This is a genomic window from Paenibacillus profundus, assembly GCF_021369635.1.
Taxonomy (GTDB): Bacteria; Bacillota; Bacilli; order Paenibacillales; family Paenibacillaceae; genus Paenibacillus_B; species Paenibacillus_B profundus.
On the sequence record NZ_JAJNBZ010000003.1, the window covers coordinates 12960 to 26006 of the forward strand.

The window sequence follows — 13047 nt, forward strand, 5'->3', positions numbered from 1 at the left end:
GTCACTTATCTCATCGGCGGAAGGGGGAGCAAACATGAGTAAAATACAAATAAATCCATCTCTCTCCGGCTGCAAAATGTGCAAGCACAGCATAACGGTCATCCTGCTGCTTCTTATAATCAGCTTGCTCAGCGGATGCGCGCTAGGGAACAAGAGTGAGGCCCAATCCTCGCATCCTATGATTTCATCCTCCCCGATTCAATACGCTATCGAAGCAACTTGGAACGAACAGACGCATACGATACATGCGTCAGCCAACGTCACCTTCCGCAATGCGCATGATAGAGGCTTACACGAATTGGTTTTTCATTGGTTTGCCGACAGCTATCGCAAGCCGGAGCTTCAGCCCATTCAATATCAACAACGCAACGAGCAGCTGCTGCTTGAGCGACAACATAACGCGATTGGCGACAACGATGTCTTCTTTGGCGGCGTAACGATGAAGAAAGTAACGACAGGAGAGGGAAAGAGGCTTGACTATACCCACGCCAATCAAGCGCTCACTGTGAAGCTTGGCAAAGCTTTAGCGCCTGGAGCAACGACCTCGATCCGAATCGAATATGAAGTACTAGTGCCTTATGGGGCACAGCGTTTATCATATACAGAACAGTATGCAGGCGGAACTTATTGGACGCCGCAGCTTGCCGTCTATGACCCGATACGTCAGGCTTGGAACAGGGTGCCCAATTATCCTGGCTACAAAAGCGACTTCTTCTATGCAGCCGATTATGATGTCCAACTGAATGTGCCGGCCGCTTGGACTTTGATTACGAACGGAACCCAAGTCGGGCGCACAGTGGAGCAGAACAGGCAAATTGTGCACACTCAGGCCTACGGCATCCGCCAGTTCGTATTTTATGCCAGCCCGGACTATCAAGAAACGAAGCATGCGTTAACAGGCGGCGGAACATTGTCGCTCTACACGTTCAAGCAACGGCAGAGCTCCGCGGGGGAGCAAGAGAAATGGCTCTCGACCGTCGAAGACGCCATCTCATTCTACAATGTTAAATTGGGAAAGCTGCCGGTGAAGCATTGGAAATTGGTCGAGGCGCCGTATCCGGAAATGAATGAAGGCTTGGACGGTATCATCCTCTTTGGCAAGCTTGGAGACAGCCAGACAGATTCGGATGCCACTGATGCCTTCGTAACCGATGACACGCTCCGTTCCATTGCGAAGCAGTGGTTCTCGTCATCAATCGGGAATAATGCGGTTACCGATGCGTTTTTGGAAGAAGGATTATCTGAATTTGCCGTTCAATATTTTCGGCACGAAAGCCAGGGAGCGCCTTGGAAGCAAGTATCCCCGACTGCTCTGCCCGCGCAGCCTGTGACGACCTCCAGCATCTATCTGGATGAGGGTGCGCTCGAACTGTACCGTGTTAAAGGCGCGGCAGTAATGACGGAATGGGTGCGGCAAACGGGAACGGAAGCGCTGGATACCGTATGGCAGCGATATTTCACACGCTACGAAGGGAAGATGGCCTCTGTCGGGGGATATGTTAATGTAATCGGCCATGCGTTGGGACAGAAGGAGAAGGCTGCCATGCAGCAGCTGTTGTCCGGCACAGCGAGCGATGACGATCCTGGCAGCTCTGCCATAGAAGAAGGACGGAAGTCTTAGAACCGCCGTCCTTTTATTCATGCTTATTTATAACGTTTAATAAATTCTACCGCTTTGCGAATATCCGCTTCTGGCGTGTCGCCGACCTCGCGCTCAATCGTCAGGTAGCCTTGGTAGCCGATATCTACGAGCGCTTGGAAGTAAGCATCGAAGTCAACCTTGCCTTCGCCGAGCGGCACTTCCTTGAATGGGCCTGATGTTGCCATTTCGGCAATCTTCTCATGCGACATCGGCTCATAACCGAGCATGCCGTATACATCGCGCGGATCGACCTCGCGCAGACGAACGCCGTCTTTGACATGAGTGTGAACGATATAATCCTTCAAGGTATACACGCCTTGAACCGGATCGTCGCCAGTTACCATGACCATGTTGGCCGGATCGAAGTTGACGGCTACCCCTGTGCCTGTCAACGTATCGAGGAACGACTTCAGATGCACAGAAGGCTCTGGCCCCGTCTCGATGGCGAAGTGCGCACCCAAGCTGTTGGCATATTGACTTAACTCTTCGCTAGCCTGCTGCATCGCGTAATAAATTTCATTTTCTTCATGCGGAACGATCCCGATATGAGTCGTTACCACATTGGTGCCCAGTTCGAGCGCAAGGTCGAGAATGCGCTTCGACTTCTCCACTTTTTCCGGGTTTGCATGTTTATCTTGGAAGCCGTGGCCGCCCAGATCACCGACAAGCGCGGAAATCTGCAATCCCAGAGAGTCGATATAGCTGCGCAATTCTTTACGTGCCTCTTGCGATAAGTTGGCCGGATCCATCTCTCCGCTGACAGCATAGATTTGCACGCCATCTGCACCGACTTCTTTCGCTTTCACTAGTGCTTCTCGCACTGGGAGGCGGAAGCTGTCTGTAATGACACCGATTGGATTCGTAATTTTTGTCACGGTTACCACTCCTTAATGTAATGATGGCTTACTACGATCGTTGAGCAGAAGCAGGACCCGAGTGACGCTCCGGCCATTTATAGGCATGTTCACGGAGGCGTGCAGCCAACTCCTCGCGCAATCCCCCTGCCACCCTTTCCGCTCGCACCTGCTGCTAAGAGTATACGATCTCCGTTCCTTTGGCGCTGGATTCGTAAATACCGCACAGCATCTTCATCATTTCTACTCCGTCTTCAGCCGGACACAACGTCTCTGTACGGCCGAGGCAACAATCAATAAAGTGATCGACTTCATTTTGGAAGCCGCGGTTGAAGTCGAAGCTCAGATGGTCGATTTGCGGACTCATGTTCAAAATCGTATTATGCTTCTCTCCGAGAATGAGAAGCTCTGGCTCCACTTCCGCTCCGCCTTTGTCGCCGAACAGCTTGACATTAAGTTCATCCTGCTTCAAATGCAAGGAGAAGCTGACATCCACGGCGAGAGAAGCGCCGTTCTCGAAGCGAATGAGCGCATTCGCCATATCTTCGACCGTATTAACGTTCGCGTCATAATCGGATGCTTTATAGAACGATAAATTCTCAATATGATTCCGGTTGCCGAGCAAGTTGTACGTATTGCCGCTGACCGACTTCACCTTCGGCTTGCCCATGAGGTACCAGCACAGGTCGATTACGTGTACGCCCAAGTCGATCAACGGTCCGCCGCCAGAGCGCTCTTTATCGCTGAACCATCCGCCCGGATTGCCAAGCCGGCGCAGGCAGGAAGCTTTCGCGTAATAAATTTGACCCAGATCGCCATCATCGATAAACTTCTTCAACACACGGGTATTCATGCCGTAACGGCGCACATATCCCACCTGCAGCGTCTTGCCGCTCTTCTTCTGCGCTTCCTGTACGGCCAGCGCCTCTTCCACGGTCATGCACAGCGGCTTCTCCACCAGCACATGCTTGCCCGCTTCCAATGCAGCAATCGCAATCAGGGCATGGGAGTTGTTCCATGTACAAATGCTGATCGCATCAATATTCGAATCGGCAACCAATTCCTTATAATCCGTGTAGATTGTCGCTTCCGGCGCGCCGAATCTGACGGCCTTCTCTTTCGCGCGCTCTGCGTTCAGATCACAGACCGCTACGAGTTCTGCCTCGCTGTTTTTCTCATAACCGCCAAAATGCATTTCAGATATCGATCCGGCACCTACTACCGCTACTTTTACTTTGCTCATCACTTTCATCCTTTCTATATATAAGTAATGTAATTAAACTTCATTCCAAATGCGGCGGGCATTGTCCATCGCAATCTTCGTGCCTGTAAGGCAATCTTCCATGCCCTCGAATTCGATGCTGACGTAGCCGTCGAAGCCCGCAGCCTTCACCGCGCGCACAATATCGTACATCGGCAAGTCCCCTTGACCGACAATCGCGCCGCGCAAGTAATTGCCATGCAGCGACTGGAACCAGCCTTGGCCCGGATTCCGGTCCGCAGGACGGATATAGAAATCTTTCAAGTGAACCATTGATGCCACTTCAATGTTGTTGCGCACGGCGATAAGCGGATTTTCATCCACACAGACGAAGTTGCCCACATCCATCGTCGTACGGAAATTGTCACGATTGACAGCAAGCACAAGGCGCTTCACGCGCTCGCTCGCTTGCGTGTAGAAGCCATGATTCTCTACGCTTGTAATGATGCCGTAGTTGGCGGCGTGGTCGGCGATTTGGCGACACGCTTCCACAAGCTGAGGGAAGTCCTGTTCGAAGTAAGCCGTTCCCGTCTCGCCGTGGACACGCGATGCCACATCATGACGCATCCGTGCCACACCCAAGCGATTCGCGACATCCACGTGCGCCTTCACGCGATCGATCTCGCGCTGCAGCTCTTCACCATTCAGACCAGCGAAATTGGCGCCGATGCAGTAGTTGGACAATTCCAGACCAATTTGCTTCGCCTTCTCACGAAGCTGGTCAGCGAATTCTGGACGGTTCACCATATCAAAGTCCAAGTCCACGATTTCCGCATGGTCCGCACCTTGTTCTTTCAGCCATTCCAACGCTTCACACACGCTCATCTTTTTCTGATGCAAAGCGGCATGCAAGCTGTAAATACTGACTCCTAATTTCACCATGGCTCACTCCATTTCATTGTTGTTCGAACTTGCTGTTCTTCCGCCAAGTGCAAGCGGTTACATGTCAGATGTAATGTCTCCTCTTCATTATAGGTAAGTCCTCCCCGCGCACATTGCACTATTTTCCACAATTGTTGGACTTTCTTACACAAATGAAGCCAACCTGTGCGAAACAGCGCCAGGATTCCCCAAATCGCAGGAAAGATAAAGAGATTATAATCATCCGGAGAACATTTCCCCGAAGGACCATAACCTCTTTACGGTACGTAATTAACATATTATTTTGCCAAAAGCGCCACCGCGACAATAACGCTTGAGCGATTAACCGCGCGACAACTCCCCTGCCACGATCCGGCCCTGGAACAGGACGGCTGGACGCTTCGAGCATCGGGCTACAGCCTCTGCCGAGCAGCTTGCTTCGACGAACACCGCATCGGCCGGAGCACCGACCAGAGGCCACACCTGTTTGCCTGTCTGATCGAGCGGCATAGCGCCACCCGTAATGAAGCCGAGGACGCGGGACAGCGCATATTCATCAGTGTAATGATACAGCTCCGCTACGAGCTTCGCCTTCTGCAGCATATCCCCCGTACCGAACGGAGACCAGTGGTCGGTGATGCTGTCGTTGCCCAACTCGACGCGAACCCCCTTGTCACGGAGCATCGGTATCGGCATGTGAACTGCGCCGATTGGCACGGTTGAGGCAACAGAAATACCAAGCTTAGCGAATCGTTCCGCCAATTCCGTCCCTTGCGCAGGAGCCATGCCCGCGAAGCCGAACGCATGACTGACGGTTACCCGCCCCTGCCAACCTGCCTGCTCCGTCATATCGGCCAGCTTGTTCATCGTATATAGGCCCAGTTGGTTGCGCTCATGGAGGTGAAGGTCAATGCCCGCGTCGAATTCCACCGCGATGTCCATCAGCGTCGCAAGCGACTTCTCGATGTTATCATCGACGACCGCAGGATCGACCGCTCCAACATGAGTCGCGCCCAGACGCATCGCTTCCTTCACGCGATTGACGGAAGCGGACTTAAGAAGCCCATGCTGCGGGAAGGCAACAGTCTCTGCCGTCAGCTTGCCCTTATATTCCTCCAGCACTTCCAGCGTAAGCTCCATATTCTTTGTCTCGATGACCGGATCCACATTCGTATGGGTGCGAACATGAGTCGCGCCATGACCGATAATCAGATCCAGCATCGCGGCCGCACGATCCTTGAGGGTAGCCAACTGCTTCGGCAGCAGTTCCTGCTCCTCTGCCAGACGGTCGAAGATGCTTGCTGCCGGCTGCACAGCCTTCCAAGGCCCTCCGTAATAGGTCTTGTCGATATGGATGTGCATCTCCCGGAAAGCCGGCAGCATAAGCAGTCCATTCGCATCGATCTGCGGCAGGCCATCCTGGGGCAATCGGTCTGCAGGCTCGATGGCAGCGATAATGCCCTCCTCGACGCGCAAGTGATGGAGAGCAGTCTCTGTTCCTAAAATCCGTCCTTGTTCCGTATGGAAGCCTGTTTCCAATCTGACATTGGTCAACCAATTTGTCGCAGCATTCATGATGAATTCCTCCTTGTTGTTATCGTTCCAGCTTGCCGCCGGCTTGCTCCAGCATATTGGCAATCTCCGTGAAGCCGCGTTCACGCGCATGGGCTAACGCCGTCACCCCTTTGCTGTCCGGAATGTTCACATCTGCTCCATGCTCGATGAGAAGCTTCACCGCCTGCTGATGCTCCTTCCCGCCGCTGCCGAGCACGATCGCTTCCATCAAGGCGGTCCAGCCGAGATTATTCACATGGTTGACACCCACATCCGACTCCGTTAGCAGGTACTTGATCACGTCAAGATGCGCATGCTCTGCCGCCGGAATGAGCGCCGTCCCGCCAAAGCGGTTCGTCAGCTTCGTGTCCGCTCCCGCCTCGATCGTCAGCTTCAGAATGTCGAACAATCCCTCCGCTCCCGCGTACAAGTATGGATTGTCCTTGTTGTGAGCCTGAATATTAATGTCAGCGCCGTGATCGATGAGCGACTTGACCGTCTTCGGGTAATTGCCGAGCGTTGCCAGCATGGCCGGGGTCCGGCCGCTGCCGTCCTGCGCATTAACGTCGGCCCCATCCTTAATAAGCCGGCTCACGTCTGCCGTCTTGCCCTTTTTGGCAGCATCCAGCAAAGCGTCGTTCAAAGCTCCCACATCCTTCCCGCCGAGCTCCTTGTTCAGCCTTGTTTCCGTCACCTGCTCATGCTTCGGACCGGCATTGCGATCATTGTTCGGTTTTACTTGAGTCTGGGCCCCGGAACGATTCTTGTCTGGATCGTCGGCACATCCCGAGAACATAAGAATCGACAGAGCCAATGCCATCACGCGCAGCATCAGGCTTCCCCCCTTCTGTTATCGGGATTTTCCTTTATGCTACCACGAAAAAAAATATACGAAAAATATTTACATAATTCGTTCCTCATATGATTCTGATATGGAGGTCTGTATGGTTGACACACACCTGGGTCGATTCTTCGGGCTAAAAAGTGGACAGTATCCCCCTTGGCTCATCCATTGGATCAAATACAGCCTACACGACGTTTATCCGATCAATCCCTCCTTTCCGCTGTACATTTTCCAACACGGCTACCGTTCGAATTGCATTCACCGCGAGCTCTCTGCCGTTGTCCCGGCTCCTAAATAATGCTGAAGGTGCTTTTTATTGATTTTAATGCGCTGCTTTTCAATGAACACACCGACATTTCCCTTGGTGTCTTCTTCTTCACAGACGATGCCCTCACGCTTCAGATAAGAAACATATACGCTGTCGCCGGCTTCGAAGCGCTTGTTGACGGGAACACTGACCGACGGTTCGCCTGCTTGCTCCTCCGGCGCATCGGCAGTAGACGCTTGAGCCATCAAGGTTGAGGAACCAGGCTGCGCGATTGCCACTCCGTCGAGGTATTCTGCTAATTCCGCCATCATCGGTTCCGCATATGGCCGCTCCGCAATAGGCACTGCTCCCATGTCAATCGTGTCTTGAGACTGCTGAACTGGGCTCGCTTGCCAACTGTGACCATCGGGCTTCGCTCCGGCCGCTTCCGCTGACTTGCCTTCGCCTCCGGCCACGCCGTTCCCAAGCGGCAATGAGGCAGCTCCAAGCTCCTTCCTGCCTGCCGTAATTTCCTCCGATCGGGCAATGATAGCGGGAGAGATGCCCAGCTTCTGCGCGATGAGGAACGCGTAGCTATGTCCCGCTTCCCCGATGCGAAGCTGATAGAGCGGCTGCAGCGTAGCGGAATCGAACTCCATGCGGGCATTTTCGAATCCCGGAGCAAGCGCCGCATAATTTTTAATTTCATTGAAGTGCGTCGTCACCATTACAGTAGTCCCTCTGCGATGCAATTCTTCCAATATTGCTATCGACAGCGCGACGCCTTCGCCCGGATCGGTCCCGGACGCCATTTCGTCGATGAGGATAAGCGTTGAATCATCAGCATAGCTCAGCATGTCTATTATATTTTTAATGTGCGCGGAAAAGGTGCTGAGCGATTGCTCAATGCTCTGTCCGTCTCCGATGTCTGCCGCCACATGCTTGAATACCGCAAAGGTGCTTCGTTCCTCTACCGGTACCAGCAGACCGGATTGAGCCATCAGCGTGAGCAGTCCAACCGTCTTCAAAGCAACTGTCTTCCCGCCAGTATTTGGCCCGGTAATTATCAGCGTTCGGTACCCGCGTCCAATGCGGAATGTGAGCGGAACGGTGTCGCGGCCAAGCAGCGGATGCTTGCCTCCGCGAATGTCGACAACCCCTTCAATGTTCAGTCCCACGTTGCGTCCGCCGATGGCAAGACCGTATTTTGCTTTGGCGAACAAGTAATCATACGTCCCGACCGTCTCCACATTCGAATTCAGTTCACGGGCATGCTGCTCCATGAGGTCGGTCAATTCGCTAAGCACTTTCGCCTCTTCTCTCGCTTCGTCCGCTCGCAATCCCGCCTGCTCATGCTGCATATGCGCAATTTCAGCCGGTTCCATGTATACGGTCTGACCGCTCGCCGATTCGTCCAGCGAGTTGCCTTTGAATTGCTTGCGGAACTCTTTCTTAATCGGGAGCACATAACGTCCTCCACGCATGCTGACCAGATTCTCCTGCAGCAGCGTGCGGTATCTGCTCATTAAAGCTTCGATTTTGGACTTGATGCGATTTTCAACGGCGGCAAGCTTCTTCCGGATTTTGCTTAAGTCCTTGCTTGCCTCATCAGCGACCCGTCCATTGTGAATGCAACGTTCGATTTCGGATCTCAGCTTATCCAAATCATGCATGGATGCCGCATAGCCGCTCACCGTCGGAGCAATCTCGCTTTTGGCGATCATATACCTTCTAAGCTGGGCACAGCTTCGCAAAAACAAAAGGGTATGCGTAAAATCCGATTCGTTGAACATATATCCAGTCCCGAGCAGAGACCGCACCGGCTCGATTCCTTGCAAAGATGGCAGCGGCACGCTGGCCCCCTGCATGAGAAGGGTGTGCGCTTCCGCGGTTTCGTCAAGCGCCTTGCGTATTGCGTTCAAATCCGTCATAGGCTCCATCTTCTCGACGTGCTGTCTGCCCAAATAGGAGACGGCATTTTCCATGACGCGCTCTTTGATTCTGTCGTACTCCAAACGCTGCAGCATTTTGTTATTCATTGTTTTAGCTCCTTTAGAGTTTAGTAAAAAAATAAAAAAAAGGCAGAAGAAATGCGTAGATCGCATTCTCTGCCTTTCGTTATACCTGCCTCAGATATACGTACCGACAAGCCGTAACGGTATAGCTGTCCTGCTAAGGACGTACCGTTACAAGACTATAAACAAAAAAACGTGCTGAAAAACAGCACGGAGTCGGCTCGTATAGAGGCTAGATCTCGGGCGTTGGATGATATCCGCTGTTCTTAACTAAATCCAGAGGCTCGTTAACGGTATAAGAAAATAAACGTCAGCTATAACGCTGCATTTTAATCGTCAACTTAACCTCGATATGGAATTTGATTAGTTAAGAACGCTTACCAACATCAAGTTCTCCCCTTAATTGAATAATATCCCAATCATACTAAATAATTATATGTTGCGTCAAGTGATTGCCTCTCCATATATGGCAGAAACGCTTCCTACGGTTGGCTCAATCCGTTAATCGGCGGCGCTTTCTTCTTGTATTGCGAAGGAGATACGCCAGTATGCCGCTTGAACATGCGCGAGAAATACGCCAAATCATTGAAGCCGACGCCGAAGCAGATTTCCGTCACGGACATATCAGTTTCCACGAGCCATTCCGCTGCCTTGCGTACACGGAAATCAATCAAATAATCGTTAAAGGTTTTGCCTGTAAACCGTTTGAACAAGTAGCAAAAATACGTCTTCGACAAATTAAACTGCCGGCACAAACGCTCGAGCCGCAGCTCTTCCGCAAAATGCACATGAATATACTCCGTCACTGTGGTCATCAAATCGCGGTATTTCTCCACGCGATCGTCTTCCTCACTCGGTTTGTCGGCCAATTTCGTGTACTCGCGGATAATGACGGACAGCAGCTTCAAGAGGTTGGCTTTTAAGACCAATTCGAAATAACGCTTCGATTGACGATACTCCGCCAGCATCTCCTCAAGCAGACGGCTGACCTCCATATCTGCCTCGCCTGTGAGCACCACCTTCGGCGTAATCTGCTCCTCGTCGATAAGAAACTGCTCCAAATAGGAGAAATCAAAGCAATCCTTGCTCCAATCCGCCTTCTCAAAACGCTCGTTAATAAAATGAGGCAGAAACTCGCAGCCGATGACTTCCATATCCTGACCAGGGATCATTTCGACGCGATGCACGGCAAACGGCGGAATGACAAACAAATTGCCTTTGACCATATTATACGTTCGGTGATTGATCGTATGCTTGAATTCACCTTTCAGCACATACCAAATCTGTATGTAATCGTGCGTATGATCCCAGATGCTTCCGGTCGATTGATCCAATTTGTACATTTTACAAGGCAGATGAGCCTCCAGCTCTTGTTCCGAATGAAAAACGATGACATCGTTCGTTGTGCGAGAGGGGCCTTTGTCGCGCCTCACGTCATGTGACATGTTCATCACCCTGTCAGTCTATTAAGATTCGTCTAAATGCACTATACTGCTAATAGCCCCCTGTTGCATTAACGCTTTGGGCATGCACTTCATTGTATTCTTCACGCAGGAATTAAATCCTCTAAACGTACAATCTAAAAGGAAACATTTTGGAGGTAGATAACTTGGACATCAAAATCAAATCATTAAACGTCGCCCTGCCGCATGATTGCTTGGAACACAACGGAAAGCCGGTCCTGTCGGGTATGGTGAAGCTGCCGGTATCCGAACCGACGTATCTTCACCCACTCGGGTTCGACGGCGATGGCCAAGCCGACACGAAGCATCACGGAGGACCAGATAAAGCAGTCTGCGTCTATGCGCAAGAGCACTATGCTTACTGGGAAGCAAGATGGCAGCGCGAACTTCCGGTGGCGGCGTTCGGCGAAAATCTCACGACGGAAGGCCTGATTGAACAGGATGTCCATATCGGTGACATCTTTCACATCGGCGAGGCGATCGTGCAGGTGACCCAGCCGCGCCAGCCTTGCTTCAAGTTGGCAGCCCGCTATAAGATGCCAGAGGTTCCGCTGTGGATGCAGGAGACGGGCTACACAGGACTTTATTTCCGCGTGCTTACGCCTGGCCTCGTTCATCCTAGCGGAACGCTGGAGCGGATGAAGCATGACCCCGCTGCCGTATCGATTCAATATGCGAACGAGGTCATGCACCACCGCCGGGACGGCGAGGAAGGCATTCGCCGCCTCTTAGACGTCGAAGCGCTGTCCGCCAGTTGGCGCGCCACCTTCACGAAGCGGCTGGCCGGCTCGACGCCTAACACGAACGAGCGCCTGTTCGGTAAATAGCGCCGGCGCATCGCAGCCGCAGCAACGCATCAGATGTGCTCTGGCTGATGCTCGGGCTGCTCCATAATGACAGCGCCGCTCTCCAAGCGAATCCACGAGTCGAAGCGGCGCTCTCGGGCATACAGGCGCACGATGCGCGCGCCAGGCTCGAACGGCACTCCCGTGTAAGCAGCACGTGTCGTGCGCCCATAGGCCAGCTTGATGCCATGCAGCTCGCCGATGAAATCATTCGCGTGGTCATGGCCGACAAAGGTGCCCATCACATCTCCTTGCTCCACCATCGCCTGGAACATTCCGCTGTTGAGCGGCGGCGAACAGATGGGCTCTCCCCGCTGTCCGCAACACGTTTCAAGGGCCCATAATTGATGGTATTCCATCAGAGGAATATGGAAGAACGCAACGGCAGGCACCGGCGTATCGCCGCCGTACTCTTTCGCATACTGCGCCGACTGCTGACGGTACCATGCAATCTGGTCCGCCTTCAGCCAATCGTAGCCGCCGACGCGCGGCGACAACGGTGAATAGCTGTGGCTGTCCAGCGCATAAATGACGGCCCCAAGCTTGCCGTCCGCAGTCAGCACTGGGAAGACCGCATTGCCGCTGCCGCTGATTCCTTCCGGGTCAGGTACGGCAATGGAATGGGCAAATGTCATCTGATACGCATGAAGCTGCTCCCTAGTCACCGTCGCCTCCGTATCATGATTGCCATATACCGCGAACCAAGGAATCCCCGCATCTTCGACTGGGCGCACCGCATTGGCGAACGCTTGATATTCGTCGGTCGTGCTTGCGCTAGCGATAACATCTCCGGCAAATACGACAAGGTCTGGCTGCTCCAATTCCAACACCTGCCGCATCACATCGTGCGCCGGGTCATGTTCCTCCCATTGTCTGCATTCCACATCCGAAAATTGTACGATCGTAAAGGTACCATCTTTGCGAAATCGAAGGGACTTGCAAATGCTCTCGGCCGTCATGTTCATTCCTCCATCTCGGTTGTTCGTGCGCATGAATACAGGCAGTTCATCAAACTTCCATTCCATGGAATCTGTTATTCCACCCCATTGTACAACGCTTTCAACCATTTTCCTATGCTTATTGAGAAAACCTCTATCGAAGCCTTCCAAAGATGGGCGTCCACATTTAAGAGGAGCATATCATCTGTAAAATAGAAAGACATGGTCTCATCATCATGAACGGATGTTCCGCGCTGTGCTGTGGCAAGTTCAGACTAACGGAACTTCGCTTCATTCTCCCCTTAGCTCCATTCTCCCTTTCCATCAGAAAGCGGCATTTCCTACGTCGGGCCTCGCTTACTTCCATCAGGAAATGGCACTCCCTTTGTCGGCCCCAGCTCACTTCCATCAGGAAGCGGTATTCCCTACATCAGCCCTCGCTTACTGCCATCAGGAAACGGCACCCCTATTCGGCCCCAGCTCACTTCCATCAGGAAACAGCACTCCCTACGTCGGCCCTCGC

10 protein-coding genes are annotated in these 13047 nt (G+C 52.6%); 2 read left to right on the plus strand and 8 right to left on the minus strand.

Annotated features, from left to right (window positions below; all coding sequences use genetic code 11):
• Nucleotides 1-34 precede the first annotated feature (34 nt).
• The gene (locus tag LQV63_RS05350; protein WP_233695938.1) at nt 35-1621 is read left to right on the plus strand and encodes a gluzincin family metallopeptidase; all 1587 of its coding nucleotides are present in this window, start codon (nt 35-37) and stop codon (nt 1619-1621) included.
• Between the two features lie 23 nt (nt 1622-1644).
• Here LQV63_RS05350 and LQV63_RS05355 read toward each other — a convergent pair whose 3' ends face one another.
• From LQV63_RS05355 to LQV63_RS05385, 7 genes are all read right to left on the minus strand, one after another.
• Nucleotides 1645-2517 carry a sugar phosphate isomerase/epimerase family protein gene (locus LQV63_RS05355; RefSeq protein ID WP_233695939.1) on the minus strand — a complete coding sequence of 291 codons (873 nt, stop codon included), beginning with the start codon at nt 2515-2517 and terminating at the stop codon, nt 1645-1647.
• Between the two features lie 154 nt (nt 2518-2671).
• Nucleotides 2672-3739: a Gfo/Idh/MocA family protein gene (locus LQV63_RS05360; RefSeq protein WP_233695940.1), complete on the minus strand. Its 1068-nt coding sequence runs from the start codon at nt 3737-3739 to the stop codon at nt 2672-2674.
• A gap of 33 nt (nt 3740-3772) precedes the next feature.
• Complete coding sequence (locus LQV63_RS05365; RefSeq protein WP_019423069.1) at nt 3773-4639, minus strand: sugar phosphate isomerase/epimerase family protein; 867 nt, start codon at nt 4637-4639, stop codon at nt 3773-3775.
• 321 nt (nt 4640-4960) lie between these two features.
• A complete protein-coding gene (locus LQV63_RS05370; protein ID WP_233695941.1) occupies nt 4961-6193 on the minus strand; it encodes an amidohydrolase family protein in 1233 nt (410 codons plus the stop codon).
• 19 nt (nt 6194-6212) lie between these two features.
• Nucleotides 6213-7004 carry an ankyrin repeat domain-containing protein gene (locus LQV63_RS05375; RefSeq protein WP_233695942.1) on the minus strand — a complete coding sequence of 264 codons (792 nt, stop codon included), beginning with the start codon at nt 7002-7004 and terminating at the stop codon, nt 6213-6215.
• 270 nt (nt 7005-7274) lie between these two features.
• Complete coding sequence (locus tag LQV63_RS05380; protein ID WP_233695943.1) at nt 7275-9302, minus strand: endonuclease MutS2; 2028 nt, start codon at nt 9300-9302, stop codon at nt 7275-7277.
• Between the two features lie 458 nt (nt 9303-9760).
• Complete coding sequence (locus LQV63_RS05385; protein WP_233695944.1) at nt 9761-10723, minus strand: AraC family transcriptional regulator; 963 nt, start codon at nt 10721-10723, stop codon at nt 9761-9763.
• A 164-nt stretch (nt 10724-10887) separates the two neighbouring features.
• Here LQV63_RS05385 and LQV63_RS05390 point away from each other — a divergent pair, with 164 nt between their 5' ends.
• Nucleotides 10888-11568, plus strand: a complete 681-nt coding sequence (locus LQV63_RS05390) for an MOSC domain-containing protein (RefSeq protein ID WP_019423064.1) — start codon at nt 10888-10890, stop codon at nt 11566-11568.
• A gap of 29 nt (nt 11569-11597) precedes the next feature.
• Here the strand turns inward: LQV63_RS05390 and LQV63_RS05395 are convergent, their stop codons facing one another.
• Nucleotides 11598-12611, minus strand: coding sequence for a metallophosphoesterase family protein (locus tag LQV63_RS05395; RefSeq protein ID WP_233695945.1), 1014 nt, complete (start codon nt 12609-12611; stop codon nt 11598-11600).
• Between the last annotated feature and the right edge of the window lie 436 nt (nt 12612-13047).

Coding starts and splice junctions, on each gene's coding strand:
- LQV63_RS05385 (WP_233695944.1), bottom strand. CDS start 10,723: ATGTCACATGACGTGAGGCGCGACAAAGGCCCCTCTCGCACAACGAAC.
- LQV63_RS05395 (WP_233695945.1), bottom strand. CDS start 12,611: ATGGAATGGAAGTTTGATGAACTGCCTGTATTCATGCGCACGAACAAC.
- LQV63_RS05350 (WP_233695938.1), top strand. CDS start 35: ATGAGTAAAATACAAATAAATCCATCTCTCTCCGGCTGCAAAATGTGC.
- LQV63_RS05370 (WP_233695941.1), bottom strand. CDS start 6,193: ATGAATGCTGCGACAAATTGGTTGACCAATGTCAGATTGGAAACAGGC.
- LQV63_RS05360 (WP_233695940.1), bottom strand. CDS start 3,739: ATGAGCAAAGTAAAAGTAGCGGTAGTAGGTGCCGGATCGATATCTGAA.
- LQV63_RS05365 (WP_019423069.1), bottom strand. CDS start 4,639: ATGGTGAAATTAGGAGTCAGTATTTACAGCTTGCATGCCGCTTTGCAT.
- LQV63_RS05375 (WP_233695942.1), bottom strand. CDS start 7,004: ATGCTGCGCGTGATGGCATTGGCTCTGTCGATTCTTATGTTCTCGGGA.
- LQV63_RS05380 (WP_233695943.1), bottom strand. CDS start 9,302: ATGAATAACAAAATGCTGCAGCGTTTGGAGTACGACAGAATCAAAGAG.